The sequence below is a fragment of the Actinoplanes sp. NPDC051861 genome, from assembly GCF_040681145.1.
GTDB lineage: Bacteria > Actinomycetota > Actinomycetes > Mycobacteriales > Micromonosporaceae > Actinoplanes.
Map to the genome: position 1 here is coordinate 148,816 of NZ_JBFAYE010000014.1, position 14,026 is coordinate 162,841.

The 14,026-nt window shown below is 70.3% G+C and carries 19 protein-coding genes; 8 read left to right on the top strand and 11 right to left on the bottom strand.

Translation table 11 applies throughout. The annotated features are described in order from the left end of the window. Positions 1 to 67: 67 nt before the first annotated feature. Entirely contained in the window at positions 68 to 895 is an 828-nt protein-coding gene (gene fdhD, locus AB0M02_RS30660; protein ID WP_364233039.1) for a formate dehydrogenase accessory sulfurtransferase FdhD, read from the bottom strand. Between the two features lie 74 nt (positions 896 to 969). Between fdhD and AB0M02_RS30665 the strand changes: the two genes are divergently transcribed. The 3 genes from AB0M02_RS30665 to AB0M02_RS30675 are packed head-to-tail and all read left to right on the top strand — an operon-like array spanning position 970 to position 2,921. Then, positions 970 to 1,569: an NTP transferase domain-containing protein gene (locus AB0M02_RS30665; RefSeq protein ID WP_364233041.1), complete on the top strand. Its 600-nt coding sequence runs from the start codon at positions 970 to 972 to the stop codon at positions 1,567 to 1,569. Then, a complete protein-coding gene (locus AB0M02_RS30670; protein WP_364233044.1) occupies positions 1,566 to 1,808 on the top strand; it encodes a DUF6457 domain-containing protein in 243 nt (80 codons plus the stop codon). The genes AB0M02_RS30665 and AB0M02_RS30670 overlap by 4 nt, the downstream gene beginning before the upstream one ends. Positions 1,809 to 1,832: 24 nt before the next feature. Next, the gene (locus AB0M02_RS30675; protein WP_364233045.1) at positions 1,833 to 2,921 is read left to right on the top strand and encodes a hypothetical protein; all 1,089 of its coding nucleotides are present in this window, start codon (positions 1,833 to 1,835) and stop codon (positions 2,919 to 2,921) included. Here the strand turns inward: AB0M02_RS30675 and AB0M02_RS30680 are convergent. After that, complete coding sequence (locus AB0M02_RS30680) at positions 2,918 to 3,370, bottom strand: Lrp/AsnC family transcriptional regulator (protein ID WP_364233306.1); 453 nt, start codon at positions 3,368 to 3,370, stop codon at positions 2,918 to 2,920. The genes AB0M02_RS30675 and AB0M02_RS30680 overlap by 4 nt on opposite strands. A 68-nt stretch (positions 3,371 to 3,438) precedes the next feature. On the opposite strand from AB0M02_RS30680, the gene ddaH reads away from it, so the two are divergent. Continuing rightward, entirely contained in the window at positions 3,439 to 4,266 is an 828-nt protein-coding gene (ddaH, locus tag AB0M02_RS30685; RefSeq protein ID WP_364233046.1) for a dimethylargininase, read from the top strand. Between the two features lie 25 nt (positions 4,267 to 4,291). Beyond that, the gene (locus tag AB0M02_RS30690; protein WP_364233049.1) at positions 4,292 to 4,864 is read left to right on the top strand and encodes a bacterial proteasome activator family protein; all 573 of its coding nucleotides are present in this window, start codon (positions 4,292 to 4,294) and stop codon (positions 4,862 to 4,864) included. Positions 4,865 to 5,102: 238 nt separating this feature from the next. On the opposite strand, the gene AB0M02_RS30695 is transcribed toward AB0M02_RS30690, so the two are convergent. From AB0M02_RS30695 to AB0M02_RS30710, 4 genes are all read right to left on the bottom strand, one after another. Then, a complete protein-coding gene (locus AB0M02_RS30695; protein WP_364233051.1) occupies positions 5,103 to 5,903 on the bottom strand; it encodes an HAD family hydrolase in 801 nt (266 codons plus the stop codon). Further along, positions 5,900 to 6,715 (bottom strand): Cof-type HAD-IIB family hydrolase, encoded by an 816-nt coding sequence (locus tag AB0M02_RS30700; RefSeq protein ID WP_364233054.1) that lies wholly within the window; start codon positions 6,713 to 6,715, stop codon positions 5,900 to 5,902. The genes AB0M02_RS30695 and AB0M02_RS30700 overlap by 4 nt, the downstream gene beginning before the upstream one ends. A gap of 103 nt (positions 6,716 to 6,818) precedes the next feature. Beyond that, a complete protein-coding gene (serS, locus tag AB0M02_RS30705; RefSeq protein WP_364233057.1) occupies positions 6,819 to 8,105 on the bottom strand; it encodes a serine--tRNA ligase in 1,287 nt (428 codons plus the stop codon). Positions 8,106 to 8,160: 55 nt separating this feature from the next. Further along, the gene (locus tag AB0M02_RS30710; RefSeq protein WP_364233059.1) at positions 8,161 to 8,868 is read right to left on the bottom strand and encodes a hypothetical protein; all 708 of its coding nucleotides are present in this window, start codon (positions 8,866 to 8,868) and stop codon (positions 8,161 to 8,163) included. Positions 8,869 to 8,935: 67 nt separating this feature from the next. Between AB0M02_RS30710 and AB0M02_RS30715 the strand changes: the two genes are divergently transcribed. From AB0M02_RS30715 to AB0M02_RS30725, 3 genes are all read left to right on the top strand, one after another. Beyond that, positions 8,936 to 9,364: an OsmC family protein gene (locus tag AB0M02_RS30715; protein ID WP_364233062.1), complete on the top strand. Its 429-nt coding sequence runs from the start codon at positions 8,936 to 8,938 to the stop codon at positions 9,362 to 9,364. A gap of 75 nt (positions 9,365 to 9,439) precedes the next feature. Continuing rightward, positions 9,440 to 9,781: a metallopeptidase family protein gene (locus tag AB0M02_RS30720; protein WP_364233064.1), complete on the top strand. Its 342-nt coding sequence runs from the start codon at positions 9,440 to 9,442 to the stop codon at positions 9,779 to 9,781. Positions 9,782 to 9,797: 16 nt separating this feature from the next. Beyond that, complete coding sequence (locus AB0M02_RS30725; protein WP_364233065.1) at positions 9,798 to 10,535, top strand: AIM24 family protein; 738 nt, start codon at positions 9,798 to 9,800, stop codon at positions 10,533 to 10,535. On the opposite strand, the gene pheA is transcribed toward AB0M02_RS30725, so the two are convergent. The 5 genes from pheA to AB0M02_RS30750 all read right to left on the bottom strand — a co-directional run bounded on the left by pheA (position 10,532) and on the right by AB0M02_RS30750 (position 13,854). After that, positions 10,532 to 11,476, bottom strand: a complete 945-nt coding sequence (pheA, locus tag AB0M02_RS30730; protein WP_364233067.1) for a prephenate dehydratase — start codon at positions 11,474 to 11,476, stop codon at positions 10,532 to 10,534. The two genes, AB0M02_RS30725 and pheA, sit on opposite strands and share 4 nt — an antisense overlap. 16 nt (positions 11,477 to 11,492) lie before the next feature. Further along, positions 11,493 to 12,071 carry a hypothetical protein gene (locus AB0M02_RS30735; protein WP_364233068.1) on the bottom strand — a complete coding sequence of 193 codons (579 nt, stop codon included), beginning with the start codon at positions 12,069 to 12,071 and terminating at the stop codon, positions 11,493 to 11,495. A gap of 25 nt (positions 12,072 to 12,096) precedes the next feature. Beyond that, entirely contained in the window at positions 12,097 to 12,483 is a 387-nt protein-coding gene (locus AB0M02_RS30740; RefSeq protein ID WP_364233070.1) for an ACT domain-containing protein, read from the bottom strand. 83 nt (positions 12,484 to 12,566) lie between these two features. Further along, positions 12,567 to 13,028: a hypothetical protein gene (locus tag AB0M02_RS30745; protein WP_364233073.1), complete on the bottom strand. Its 462-nt coding sequence runs from the start codon at positions 13,026 to 13,028 to the stop codon at positions 12,567 to 12,569. Between the two features lie 91 nt (positions 13,029 to 13,119). Next, a complete protein-coding gene (locus AB0M02_RS30750) occupies positions 13,120 to 13,854 on the bottom strand; it encodes a hypothetical protein (RefSeq protein ID WP_364233074.1) in 735 nt (244 codons plus the stop codon). Between the last annotated feature and the right edge of the window lie 172 nt (positions 13,855 to 14,026).

Here is a 14,026-nt window from a genome sequence, read left to right on the forward strand (position 1 = left end):
CGCAGCCTGAACTCTATGGATGACGGTAGATGTGGATCGAGTTGGCGAGCGCGGGAATCTCATGTGGTCAGAGCGTGACGCGCCGCTGCCCGGCGTAGATGTTCATCCGCGGCTCACGGAGGAAGCCGACGAGCGTCATCCCGGCCTCCTCGGCCAGCTCCACCGCCAGGGTGCTCGGTGCGGACACCGCGGCGAGCAGGGGCAACCCGGCCATCCAGGCCTTCTGGGTCAGCTCGAAGCTGGCCCGGCCGGAGACGAGCAGCACGTGCCCGGCGAGCGGCAGCCGGCCCTCGCGCAGCGCCCAGCCCAGCACCTTGTCCACCGCGTTGTGCCGTCCCACGTCCTCTCGCAGCACGAGCAGGTCGCCGCCGGGCGTGAACAGGCCGGCCGCGTGCAGCCCGCCGGTGCGGTCGAAGGTGCGCTGCGCGGCGCGGAGCTTGTCCGGCAGCCCGGCGAGGGTCCGCGCGGATATCTCCATCGGGTCGGCCGCGACGTCGAAGAGCGAACGGGTCCGCACCGCGTCGATGCTGGCCTTGCCGCAGACACCGCACGAGCTGGTGGTGTAGAAGTTCCGGCTCGGGTCCGTGACCGGTGGCGGCACGGCGTCGTCGAGCACGACGTCGACGACGTTGTACGTGTTCGGCGTGTCCGTGCCGGCGCAGAGCTGTGCCGTCACCACGTCGCCGGCCTTGCCGATCACGCCCTCGCTGAGCAGGAAGCCCATCGCGAGATCGATGTCGTGTCCAGGTGTGCGCATCGTCACGGCCAGCGGCTTCTTGCGTACCCGGATCTCCAGCGGCTCCTCCGCGGCGAGCTCGTCCCGGCGCTGCCGCGTGCCCGGTGACCCGCTGAGATCGATGCTGACGACGGTGCGCCGCGTCGTGTTCCGCCCCATGGCGGGAGCTTACGGCGACGCGTCGAAGTGAGCGCGCGGTCACGCCCGGCAGGCGCTCGGGATACGGTACTCACGTGGGGGGATTTGCGGCGGTGGTCCTGGCTGGTGGCGCGGCGCGGCGAATGGGTGGTGCGGACAAGCCGACCCTCCCGGTCGCCGGTCAGTCGATGCTCACCCGTGTTCTGGCGGCCGTGCACGACGCCGACCCCCGAGTCGTGGTCGGCAGGGTGACGTCCGACCTGCCCGTTCCGGTGCACGTGACCCGCGAGCAGCCGCCCGGCGGAGGCCCGGTGGCGGCCGCGGCGGCGGGGCTCGCGCTGGTGCCCGAGACGGTGGCGTACACGGCTCTGCTCGCGGCGGACCTGCCGTTCCTGACCGGCGAGGCGATCGACGTGCTGCGGCTGACGATGGAGTCGGCGCCGATGGAGGGCGCGGTCTATCGCGACGCCGAGGGGCACCTTCAGGTTCTGTGCGGTGTCTGGCGTACCGCGGCGTTGCGCAAGGCGCTCGACCGGCTCGCCGCGGAGCGGGGCAGTCTGCACGGCGCCCCGGTCCGGGAGCTGTTGTCGAACCTGCGGATCGCCGAGGTGTCCTGGCGACGTCCCGGCCCGCCGCCGTGGTTCGACTGCGACACCGACGACGATTTGCGGACCGCTGAGGAATGGGCGAGATGAACGAGCTGGACGGGTGGATCGCGGCGGCCGGCGCGGAGCTGGGCGTCGCACCGGACGAGGTGCCGACGACAGCGGTTCTCGACGTCGCCCGGGACGTGGCACACAACGTCCTGCGGCCCGGTGCGCCGGTCACCGCGTACCTCTTGGGCCTGGCTGTGGGGCGTGGCGCGGACCCGGCGGAGGCCGCCGCGAAGATCAGCGCGCTCGCCCAGTCGTGGCCGGGTCGCGCCTCTCGATAGGGTGACCTGAACGGAGGTGCGATCATGACGGCAGAAGGCGCCGCGAGCGAGACGTCAGACAGCGTTTTGCTGGACGAACCCACCACGGCCGACCTGCGGGCCAAGGTGACTCAGGCGTGGCGGGAGTTCGCCAGTTCGCTGGCCGGCCTGCTTCCCACGCTGCCGCCCGGTGCGCACGTCGACCTGACCCTGGACCCCACCGCGTCCGGTACCGGTACGGCGGTCTACTCGGTCAGCATCCGGGTCCTCCCCGACGGCGTCGTCGAGGCGCTGGCCGTCGGCAACGCCGAACTCCCCAACGAGTACCGGATGGACCGCGCCGCCGTCGCCGACCTGGTCGCCCTCGGCTGGTCACCGCCCGGCGTGCTGCCCGGCTCGGGTGACTCGTTCGGCCTGCGCTCGTCGCAGGAGAAGGCGACACAACTCGCCACCGTGGTCTCCCGAACCCTGCGCGACGTCTACGGCGCGCCGCACCCGGCCTTCCTCGTCTACCTCGTGCACGACGAAGAGGACGAGCCGATCGACGCCGCGCCGCTGGGCACCGCCCGGCACGAGCCGAGCGTCGAGGGCGGCGTGGACCTGTCCGAGCTGGACGACGACGACGCGCTCGAGGCAGCCCTGGCCACCGTCTCCGAGGACGTCGTCCCGCTCGACGAGCGGGTCCGCACGGTCGTCGCCACGATGTCCAAGACCACCGTCGACCAGCTGCAGGTCGACGCCGACGGCGACATCGGCATCCGGGCCGGCTCCGCGATGGTCTTCGTCCGGGTCCGCGACAACCCGCCCCTGGTCGACGTCTTCTCCCCGATCCTGACCGAGGTCGAGCCCACCGAGCAGCTCTACGTGAAGCTGTCCGAGCTGACCAACCGCATGCCGATCGGCCGGCTGTATTGCGCGCAGGACACCGTCTGGGCCTCGATCCCGGTGTTCGGCCGCAACTTCCAGGCCATCCACCTCATGCTCGCGGTGCAGGTGATGACCGGTCTCGCGGACGAGCTGGACGACCGGCTGCACGGCGAGTTCGGCGGCAAGCGCTTCTTCGGCGAGGGTGACAAGCCCGCTCCCGCCAAGGAGCCGATCTCCGACGAGCACCGCCCGGGGATGTACCTCTAGATCGGGATCGCTGTCGGCGTCTCCACGAGGCGCGACAGGACGACCATGCTGCGGGTGGATGTCACGAACGGCTCCGCCCGCAGCCTCTCCAGCGCCTGTTCCAGATGCCCGATGTCGGCCGCGCGCAGGTGCACGAGCGCGTCCGCCTGCCCCGACACCGTGTAGGCGCCCACCACCTCGGGATGCCGCCGGGTGGCGACAGTTATCTGTGCCGGTGTGGTCCGCCCGGTGCAGAACAGCTCCACGAACGCCTCGGTCGTCCACCCCACCGCGGCCGGTTCGATGACCGCGGTGAATCCCTTGATCACCCCGCTCGCGCGCAGTCTGTCCACCCGTCGTTTGACCGCCGGCGCCGAGAGGGACACCTTCGCGCCTATCTCGGCATACGAAGCGCGGGCGTCGGCCACGAGCAGCGCAATGATTCGCTGGTCAACGGCGTCCATCTGCAACGATTCGCCTCCGAGGAGCAAGATTTCCACCTGTTTGCTGCAACGCAGCCTACCTACTCTTAAACCTCATGAACCACACCGAGCGTTTGCCGCGAAACAGGACATACCTCATGTGTCCGCCTCAGCATTTCACGGTCGAGTACGCCATCAACCCCTGGATGGACACCACCGTCGCGGTCGACACCACCCTGGCGCTCACGCAGTGGGAACAGCTGCGCACCACGCTCACCGACCTGGGTCACGTCGTGCACGTCCTGGACCCCGAACCCGGCCTGCCGGACATGGTCTACTCCGCGAACGGCGCCTTCTCGGTCGACGGCACCGTTTACGGCGCCCGCTTCCTCTACCCCCAGCGGGCCGCCGAGGCGATCGCGCACCGCGCCTTCTACCTCGCCGCGGAGCACCGGTTCGTCGAGCCCGAGCACGTCAACGAGGGTGAGGGCGATTTCGCGTACCTCCCGGCCGCCCACGGCGGGATCGTCCTCGCCGGATACGGCTTCCGCACCTCGCCGGCCGCGCACGCCGAGGCACAGGAGGCGCTGGGCCGCCCGGTCGTCTCGCTGAAGCTGGTCGACCCGGCCTTCTACCACCTCGACACCGCGCTCGCCGCCCTCGACGACCGGCACGTCACGTACTACCCCGGCGCGTTCTCGCCCGCCTCCCAGCGTGTGCTCGCTCAGCTCTTCCCGGACGCCGTTCTCGCCGACCGCGCCGACGCCGAGGCGTTCGGGCTGAACCTGGTCAGCGACGGCCGGCACGTGATTCTCAACACCGAGGCGATCGCGATGGGTGAGAAGGTCCGTGCGGCCGGTTACCTGCCCGTACACGTCGAGCTCTCCGAGCTCAAGCGCGGTGGCGGGAGTGTCAAATGTGCCGTGGCCGAACTGCGGTTGTGAGCGGTGGTGCGCAAAGATGGATCGCATGACCGACGACACCCGCACCACTGAGCACAAGGAAGACGGCTCCGTCATCGTCGTGGGCCCCGACGGCCGCCCCATGGGCACGGTCGAGGAGGACGGCACGCTCACCCCGGAGGAGCCGGGCAATCTCATCGAGCAGCCGGCGAAGGTCATGCGGATCGGCAGCATGATCAAGCAGCTGCTCGAGGAGGTGCGGGCCGCACCGCTCGACGAGGCGAGCCGGACCCGGCTGCGGGAGATCCACAAGCGGTCCATCACCGAGCTGGAGGACGGTCTCGCACCGGAGCTCCGCGAGGAGCTCGAGCGTCTCTCGCTGCCGTTCGAGGGCGAGACCCCGCCGAGCGAGTCCGAGCTTCGCATCGCTCAGGCACAGCTGGTCGGATGGCTCGAGGGCCTGTTCCACGGCATCCAGGCGGCACTCGTCGCCCAGCAGATGGCCGCTCGCCTGCAGCTCGAGCAGATGCGTGGCGGCGTGCCCGGCCGTCCCGCACTCCCGATGGGCAACATCATCCCCGGCACCGGCAAGCAGGGCGGCGGCCAGGAGATCCAGGGCCGCACCGGTCAATATCTCTGATTTTTACGGTACGGAAGTGGCCGCCCCACGCCGGACCCCCGCGTCCCGCCGGTTCCACGCGGCCTGACTGCAACGCCAGGCCGCCCGGCGGGCGCCGGGGCCGCTCCGGGTGGTCACCGGGGTGGCCGCTCTCGCCGAGGCCCCGCTCGAGGCCCAGTTCCGGGCCTCGCTCGAGGGCCCAGCTCCGGGCCTCGCTCGGAGGCCCAGCTCCGGGCCTCGCTCGGAGGCCCGGCCTCGATCAGAGGTGGAAGGCCCGCCGAAGGTAGCTCGCCACGCCGTCCTCGTCGTTGGTCCCCGTGACCTCGTCCGCGACCGCGACCACGGCCGGGTGCGCGTTGCCCATCGCGACCGCCCGGCCCGCCCAGGTCAGCATCGGGATGTCGTTGGGCATGTCGCCGAAGGCCAGCACCTGCTCGGCCGGGATGCCCTCCTGCTCGCACAGCCAGGCCAGACCGGCCGCCTTCGTGACGCCCGCCGCGGAGATCTCCACGAGAGCCGACGACGACGAGCGGGTCGCCTCCGCCAGACCGCCCAGCGTGCCGCTGACCAGCTCCAGGAACTCGTCGGGATCGGCGGTCGCGGAACGGGCCAGCAGCTTCACGGCGGGCGCCGAGGTCAGCTCCTCGGGCGCCGCGATCACCTGCACGCGGTGATCGTGCTCCCAGCGGATCGTCCAGCTCTCCTCGTGGAGGAACATCCGGCCGTCCTCGACCTCGACCGCGAGCGAGACGTCCGGCACCGCCTCGCGCAGCCGCTTGATCACGTCGGTCAGCATGTCGACCGGCAGCGACTCGGCCCGCAGCACCTCGTCCGACTCCGGGTCGTAGATCACCGCGCCGTTGGCGCAGATCGCCGGGATCCGTTCGGGCATCTGGTCGTAGAGCTGGTCGAGCCAGCGCAGCGGCCGGCCGGTGACGAGCACCACGGGGACCGGGATCCGGTCGAGGACGTCGCGGGTGGCCGGGCTGAGGGTCCGCTCACTGGTGATCAACGTGCCGTCGATGTCCGTGGCGATCAGCTGAAAGGGAGGGTGTTTCACCTTCTGGACAATAGTTGGTCCAGGAAGACGGCCACCCCGTCCTCGTCATTGGTCAAGGTCACAGTGTCGGCCACGGCGAGCAGCTCCGGATGCGCGTTCGCCACCGCCACCCGGCCCCACCCCGCCCAGCCGAACATCGGCAGGTCGTTGGGCATGTCACCGAAGACCAGCACGTCCGCCGGATCCACGCCGACCGCCTCGGCGACGACCGCCAGGCCGGTGCCCTTGTCCACGTCTGCCGGGCAGATCTCCAGATAGTCCAGGCCCGCCTGGGTCACCGTGGCCACGTCCGGCGGGACCACCCGCCGGGCCACCGCGAGCAGGTCGTCGACACCGAGCTCGAAGGACCGGGCGAACGCCTTGATCACGTCGCCGGTGAGGCACTCGTCGCGGGTGCGAGCCTCGACGGTGACCGGGTATCGCCAGGTCGGGTCGTAGTCCCCCCACAGTGGGGAGTCGTCGTGCTCGAGCGCCTCGAACATCACCGACAGCGGGCCCACCACGGACTCCAGCGCGCCCAGCACCTGGCCCAGCATGGGGCCGGGGAGACGGGACTGCCGCAGGTAACGCGCCTCCGCCTGGTCGAGCACCCAGCCGCCCTGTGCCAGCACCAGATAGTCGGCGACCCGGATGTCGTTGCGGGTGAGCGAGGTCAGACGCGGCCCACGGCCGGTGGCGGCCACGATGCGGATGCCGGCGTTGCGGACCCGCTGCAGAACCTCGTGGGTGTAATCCGACACGGTGTCGTCACTGCGGACCAGCGTGCCGTCCAGGTCGGTGGCGATGAGCTTGGGGAGCCCAGGCTTGAGCATCGAGAACCTCCGTGGGTCTGCGACCCCCGCGGAGGGCGGAAGGAGAACGTTACACCGGTTCGGCTACCAGCTGCCATGACAACTGGTAGCCGCCCGGTTGCGGTTACTTGACGGGTTGCCTCGCCGTTATTTTCGCCGGCTCCAGCACGTCCCGGCCCCCGAGGAACGGCTGCAGCGCCTTCGGCACCCGGACCGAGCCGTCGGGCTGCTGGTGGTTCTCCAGGATCGGGATCAGCCAGCGGGTGGTGGCCAGTGTTCCGTTCAGTGTGGCGGCGGTCTGCGGCTTGCCGTCGGCGTCCCGGTAGCGGATGTTGAGCCGGCGCGCCTGGAACGTGGTGCAGTTCGACGTCGAGGTCACCTCGCGGTAACGCCCCTGCGACGGGACCCATGCCTCGCAGTCGTACTTCCGGGCCGCGCTGGTGCCGAGGTCGCCGGCCGCCACGTCGATCACCCGATACGGAATCTCGACCTTGGCGAGCATCTCCTCCTCCATGGCCAGCAGCCGCTGGTGCTCGGCGAGGGCGTCCTCGGGCTTGCAGAACGAGAACATCTCGACCTTGTCGAACTGGTGCACCCGCAGGATGCCCCGCACGTCCTTGCCGTGCGAACCGGCCTCTCGCCGGTAACACGTCGACCAGCCGGCGAACCGCTCCGGACCGTTGCTCAGGTCGATGATCTCGTTCGTGTGGTAGGCCGCGAGCGCCACCTCCGACGTGCCCACCAGGTAGAGGTCGTCGGCCTCGAGCCGGTAGATCTCGCTGGCGTGCGCGCCGAGGAACCCGGTGCCCTCCATCGACTCCGGCCGGACCAGGGTCGGCGTGATCGACGGGATGAAGCCGTGCTCCACCGCCTGCTGGATCGCCAGCTGCAGCATGCCAAGCTGGAGCAGCGCGCCGACACCGGTCAGGAAGTAGAACCGCGAACCCGACACCTTCGCACCGCGCTCGGTGTCGATCGCGCGCAGCGCCTCACCGATCTCCAGGTGGTCCTTCGGCGCCTCGATCGCCGGGATGTCCCCGACCGTCCGCAGCACGACGAAGTCGTCCTCGCCGCCGGCCGGTGCGCCGTCCTCGACCAGGTTGGGCACGGCCATGTGCGCCGCGCGCAGGGTCTGCTCGGCCTCGCTCACCGCGGCCTCGGCGGTCTTCACCTCGGCGGCCAGCTCCTTGGTGCGCGCGAGCAGCGCGGCCCGCTCGTCACCGGAAGCCCTCGCGACCTCCTTGCCGAGGGACTTCTGCTCCGCACGGACACCCTCGAACCGCTGGGTGGCGGCCCGGCGCTCCTCGTCGGCGCGCAGCAGCGCGTCCACGACGTCGGTGGACTCGCCGCGCAGCCGCTGGCTGGCACGGACCAGTTCGGGATCTTCGCGAAGCAGGCGCAGGTCAATCACGGTTGTCGAGCCTACCGGTGGCCCGGTCCGATCAGCACACGGATATCCCCCGGTGTCACGATCGGTGCGGCTGGTCCCGCTGACCGGGGAAATTGGCGAACGGTGTGACCGGCGCGATGGTCAGGTCGAGGGGAACGTCCGGAGCGGATTCCTCCTCCTCGGTGGTGCGGCGCGACCACCGCGGGCCGTCCTCCGACTCGGGTTCGCGCGCGGTCAGCCAGAGGGCGAGCAGGGCCGCGCTCACTCCGGCGAGCGCGCACCACAGCCCTCGCCCGTACGAGACGGCGGACTGCTCGGATGCCAGCTCCATCGTGAAATACCGCGAGATGAGCCGGGTCTCGCTGCCGAGCAGGTGCACCATCGCGAGCAGCAGGGCGATCAGCACGCCGCCGACACTCAGCCCGCCGAGCCGCGCGTAACGCCGGCCGGCCGGCGGGCCGAAGAGCACCAGCACCACCGCGGCCACCAGCAGGAACAGGCCACAGAGGTACGCACCGCCGAGCCCACCCAGGTCGAAGAGGTCGGTCGGCAGCAGCCGGGTCTCGCCGATCTCGCCGTCCCCTTCGTAGTCGATCGGCTCGACCGCCGTCACCTGCCACTCGGAGATCAGTGAGGCGAACACCGCGACACCGCCGAGTCCGGCGGTCAGCACCGGCACACGCCGATCCGTGGCCAGGGCACGCAGATGCTCCATGGCGGGACGGCGCCGCGGCTCGTCTGGCTCCGGTCCGCCGAACTCGAGGACCTCAGAATCTCCGGACATGCGCTCCATGATGGCCCCTGATGTCGTACACGAACCAGCGACACCGAAATGGGCTAGCGTTCTGGACATGCCTATTCGTTCTGCTTCGGCACGCTGGGAAGGGAACCTCACCGAGGGTTCCGGCACTGTCAAGACCGGCAAGGGCGGCCTTGCGGGGAACTACTCCTTCAAGTCCCGCTTCGAGGAGGGCGAGGGGACCAATCCCGAGGAGCTGATCGCGGCCGCGCACGCGGGTTGCTTCTCGATGGCCTTCTCGAAAGGGCTCGCCGACGCGGGCTTCACGCCCACCTCGGTCGAGACCGTGGCCAAGGTCCGCCTGGACAAGACCGACGCCGGCTTCGGCGTCAGCGGCATCGACCTGGAGACCGTCGGCGACGTCCCGGGCATTGACGACGCCAAGTTCCAGGAGCTGGCCGAGGCCGCCAAGGAGAACTGCCCGATCTCGCGCCTGCTCAAGCCGGGCGCCCCGATCACTCTGGTCGCGAAGCTGGCCTGAGTCACGTGTTCGCCGGCGCGGCTCCGGCCGCGTCGGCGCACCTGTTACCGGCACAATGGGTGCGTGCCGGTCGATATGAGTCGTGAACGATTCGAGGAGCTGGTCGGTGAGGCCCTCGACGACGTGCCCAACGAACTGCTCTCCCTGATGAACAACGTGGTCATCCTCGTCGAGGACCGGCCGCCGGACGGCAGCGACGACCTGCTCGGCCTCTACGAGGGCACGGCACTGACCGAGCGCGGCTGGGACTACGCCGGCGTGCTGCCCGACCGGATCACCATCTACCGGATGCCCACGCTGAAGGTCTGCGACACCGAGGACGACGTCGTGGACGAGGTCGCGATCACCGTGGTCCACGAGATCGCCCACCACTTCGGGATCGACGATCACCGGTTGCATGAGCTGGGTTGGGGCTGAGTCCTACCCTGAGGTCATGCGTAGCGACCTTTTCTCGGCCGACAACCTCGAGAAGGAGTCCGCCCAGCCCGGGCTCCGGCTGCAGAACTCCAAGCTGTTGAAGGCCGAGCTGAACGGCGAGTTCATGGCCCGCACCGGTTCGATGGTGGCGTATCAGGGTCAGGTCCAGTTCGAGGCGCTCGGCTCGGGCGGCCTCGGCAAGTTCCTCAAGCAGAAGCTGACCGGCGAGGGCGTGCCGCTGATGCGGGTCCGCGGCCACGGCGACGTCTTCCTCGCCGAGAACGCCGCCGACATCCACCTGATCGACCTCGACCATGGCGACGCCCTGTCGATCAACGGGGCGAACGTGCTCGCCTTCGACTCCACCCTTCAGTACGACATCAAGATGGTCAGCGGCGCCGGGATGATGTCCAGCGCCGGCCTGTTCAACTGCGTGTTCACCGGGCAGGGCCGGATCGCGGTCACCACCAAGGGCACGCCGGTCGTGCTCAACGTCGACCAGCCGACATACGTCGACCCGCAAGCGGCGATCGCCTGGTCGGCGAGCCTGCAGACCGGTTACCACAAGGCCGAGCAGTTCGGCCTGGGCACGCTGCTGGGCCGGACCACCGGCGAGCGGTTCACGATGAGCTTCGCCGGTCAGGGCTTCGTCGTCGTGCAGCCCTCCGAGGAACCGCCGGGCGGCCTGGCCGGCCTCGGCGGCGGCAAGAAGGACTCGGGCGGCGGCATCCTCGGCGGAATCTTCGACGACTAGATTTCTCCGGCTCGGATCCGGGTCAGCCAGGCCGCCGAGTCCGCGTAGTCGGCGTCCGAGAGACCGGCCGGGGCCGCCACGGGCGGCTCCGGCTGGAGCCGGTGCTTGGGGTAGCTGCCGAGGAAGCGGACCTCGGCGCAGATCCGGCGCAGGCCCTGCAGGGCCTCGCCGAGACGCGGCTCGGCCACGTGCCCGGTGCAGTCCAGGAAGAAGACGTACGTCCCGAGCTGCTCGCCGGTCGGCCGCGACTCGATCCGGGACAGGTTGATGCCGCGGACCGCCAGCTCGGTCAGCACCGCGAGCAGCGCGCCGACCTGGTCGTGGCGGATCGACACGGCCAGCGACGTGACGTCGTCGCCGGTCGGCGGGGCCGGCTCGCCGGGCCGGGTGAGCAGCGCGAACCGGGTCACCGCCTCGGCCCGGTCGGCCACCTTCTCGGCGAGCACGGTGAGGCCGTGCTGCGACACCCCGATCGGTGCGCAGAGCGCCGCGTCGTGCTCACCCGCGGCGGCGCTGATCGCGGCGGCGGCGTTGGAGAGCACGTCGACAACGACGGCGTCCGGCGCGTTCGCCCGCAGCCAGTGCCGGCACTGCGCGGAGGCCTGCGGGTGGGCCGCGACCGTGCGGATCGCGGCGAGCGGCGTGAGGTCCCGGGCGGCGAGCACGAACTCGACCGGCAGCAGCACCTCGCGCGTGATCATCAGCGGGCTGCCGGTGATCAGCTCGTCGAGGGTGACCGGGATGGCGCCACCCACCGAGTTCTCCAGCGGGACCAGGGCGGCGTCCGCCTCACCGGCGCGCACCGCCTCCAGGGCCTCGGGCACGCTGCGCGCCGGGGTGCGCAGACCGTGCTCGGCCGCGGGGATGGTCCGCAGGGCGGCCTCCGTGAAGGTCCCCTCCGGGCCGAGATAGGCGAAGCGCGTGGGCGGCGTACCGGGCATCCCCGAATTCTATGGCTCAGAATCCGCAGGCCAGCACTCGGATGCCGGCCGGAGCCTCGGTCTGCATCCGCGGGTTGCACACGTCCGTGCCCGCCGCGACCAGTTTGAGCTGGGCGCCCTTGCCCGTCGCGGAGACCTGCAGCTGCTCAGCCTGACTGTCCCCGGCGATCCGGACCGACGTGAACGACCAGGTCCCGGCGCAGTACGGCCCGTCGGCGACCTGCAGTCCCTGGTCCGGGACACCGGGATCGTCCTCGACCAGTTTGAGGATCTGCGCGGCGGTCGGCTCGCCGGTGCATCTGGCGGCGTGCGTCGGCGTCGGCGTGGGTGACTTGGTCAGCGGCGCCGTGGTCGCTGTCGTGGTGGACAGCGGGGGTGGGGTCGCGTACCCGGGCACGGTGTACGTGGTGACCGGGTTGGTGGGCAGCGTGGCCGGCGGGACCGTCGTGATGCCGGTCGTCAGGTCGGCGGACGGTGCCGGTGCCGGGGCCGAGACCGGCGGGAACGCGCTCGGAGGAGCGTCCGGCGGAGTGCCGCACGCGGCGGTCAGCAGGAGCGCGCCCACGGCAAGGGGCAGGCGTGTGCGGGGGGACACGCGCTCATCGTAAGAGCTCGGGGTGTCAGCCCGCGATACGGTGGCCGGCGCCGGTCAGCGTATTGACCGCCTCGGTGAGCCGGACGGTCGGCACCAGCAGGTAATCGGTGTCGTACGTCGAGAAGGTCACGATGTTCACGCGGGCCTCGGCGAGCGGGCCGACCAGCGACGCGAGCACGCCGGTCATGGCCAGATCGAGGTTGGCGACCCGCAGACATCGCCACGCCGTGTCGGCCTCGGCGTCCGGCGGGACACGGTCGCTCGGGCAGATCACCGAGAGCTCGTCGACGCCCCAGGTCACCGAGATGACGCTCTTGTCGTCCGGACCCGTCGTGAGCGTGGCGGGCAGGGTCGAGCCGGCCGGGAGCCGGCACACCGCGTACTCACCTGGTAACAGGTCTAGATCGAGCATGAGGGCAGACTACGTTGCGGATCTGTAACGCCCAATGCCCGCCGGGTGCGTCGAACATTACATCGGTGGGGGCAAAAAGGACTTCAGTACCGTACCGGGGACAGGAAGGTCAGGGAACCTGCCACCCGGTCGCCGGAGAGCAGCGGCGTGGAGACCGCGTCCAGGGTGAGCGGCGCCTCGCCGGCACCCGGCACGACCCGCATCAGGCCGCGGGCCAGGCGCTCGCTGCTCAGTGCCAGCAGTGGCGGGATCTTGTCCGCCTCGGGCTCCTCGAGCCGCCCGGCTCCGGCGGTGAAGTCCACCAGCTGGAGCGCCGAGCTGAGTCGCTGTCCGAGCGCCTCGACCGGTTTACCCAGGCCGAGCAGGGCGCTGCACGACGGAGAGACGGCGAGAATCGAGCCGCTGACGTCGATGATCAGGCATGGCTCGTCGGCGGCGACGACCGTCGACGCCCAGCGTTCGACGCTGGTGACGAACTCGGCCTCGGCCGGTGTCCGAGCCTGGGGGACGAACGCTCCCGAGAGGGAGAGCTCAACATGCGCCACCCGCTCCTCCTCGCATCTTCGCGGCGACCGCCGGCGCGTGATCGGTTCAGCGGTCACGGCACCGGCTGGTCGACGGCGTCAGAAAGGAACGTTACCGGCGGGTGGGCCGCTTGTCAGCGGCCGTCTGTCCGTTGCTGTACCAACGGTAGTCGCCAGCCGGGCGATACGGGGCATTTGCCCACGTGCCAGGGTGGGTGGCGACAGCGGAGAGTTTGTTCGCCGTGGAGGGCGAGATCTTGGCACCACCGGCGATCAGGAGCCGGTCGAGCTCCTTGTCGGTGGAGACGAGACAGTCCTTCGGCAGGCCGTGCACGCTGATCACACCGGAACCGACGAACGTCAGCACGGCGGTGACCGGCACGTTGAGGCCGACCGCGGCGGAGAGCGCCTTGGCGGCCCGGCGGGCGTCACGGCGCGCCTCGGCGACGTACTGCGGACGCTTACCGTTGATCTGCACGACGTCACCGGCGATCAGCACGCGGGCGCGGCCATGATCGGCCACGGTCACCGCGTAGACCCCTCCGGGTCCGATCGCGAGGAAGCCGGCACGGTCATCGGCCGGGTCGGGCTCGTGGTAAGCCTGCATGGCGTCGGTCCGCGGCCAGTCGACGATGTGCCAGTTCGGTCCAAGGCGATCGAGGCGGGTCAGCGCGCGTGCACCAGCGGCTTCCAGGCGGCGTGCGTCGCGTTCGGCACGACGGCGCCGCGCCCACTCGACCGGTGTGACGCGCGGCGCATCCAGGACGGAAGGCGTCGGGCTTCGGTCGACGGGCGTGAGTGCTTTGGAAGGTACGGGCAGGGCGGGGCGGGCGGGGAAGACAGTCACTGCGACCTCCGGCAAAAGGTCAGTCGGGCTCTCTTATAACCACTACCGTACGTGCTCGATTCCCTACAGAACAGAGCGGAGGGGCGGAAAGAGAGCTGAGTGAGTGGTGAATGTCGTATTCACGGGCAACACTTCTTTCGGATGGTGCACCTGTACGCCTGAGTGCCGCGGT

Coding starts and splice junctions, on each gene's coding strand:
- AB0M02_RS30740 (WP_364233070.1), bottom strand. CDS start 12,483: ATGCTCGATCTAGACCTGTTACCAGGTGAGTACGCGGTGTGCCGGCTC.
- AB0M02_RS30710 (WP_364233059.1), bottom strand. CDS start 8,868: ATGTCCGGAGATTCTGAGGTCCTCGAGTTCGGCGGACCGGAGCCAGAC.
- AB0M02_RS30720 (WP_364233064.1), top strand. CDS start 9,440: ATGAGTCGTGAACGATTCGAGGAGCTGGTCGGTGAGGCCCTCGACGAC.
- fdhD (WP_364233039.1), bottom strand. CDS start 895: ATGGGGCGGAACACGACGCGGCGCACCGTCGTCAGCATCGATCTCAGC.
- pheA (WP_364233067.1), bottom strand. CDS start 11,476: ATGCCCGGTACGCCGCCCACGCGCTTCGCCTATCTCGGCCCGGAGGGG.
- AB0M02_RS30670 (WP_364233044.1), top strand. CDS start 1,566: ATGAACGAGCTGGACGGGTGGATCGCGGCGGCCGGCGCGGAGCTGGGC.
- AB0M02_RS30700 (WP_364233054.1), bottom strand. CDS start 6,715: ATGCTCAAGCCTGGGCTCCCCAAGCTCATCGCCACCGACCTGGACGGC.
- AB0M02_RS30715 (WP_364233062.1), top strand. CDS start 8,936: ATGCCTATTCGTTCTGCTTCGGCACGCTGGGAAGGGAACCTCACCGAG.
- AB0M02_RS30725 (WP_364233065.1), top strand. CDS start 9,798: ATGCGTAGCGACCTTTTCTCGGCCGACAACCTCGAGAAGGAGTCCGCC.
- AB0M02_RS30690 (WP_364233049.1), top strand. CDS start 4,292: ATGACCGACGACACCCGCACCACTGAGCACAAGGAAGACGGCTCCGTC.
- ddaH (WP_364233046.1), top strand. CDS start 3,439: ATGAACCACACCGAGCGTTTGCCGCGAAACAGGACATACCTCATGTGT.
- AB0M02_RS30675 (WP_364233045.1), top strand. CDS start 1,833: ATGACGGCAGAAGGCGCCGCGAGCGAGACGTCAGACAGCGTTTTGCTG.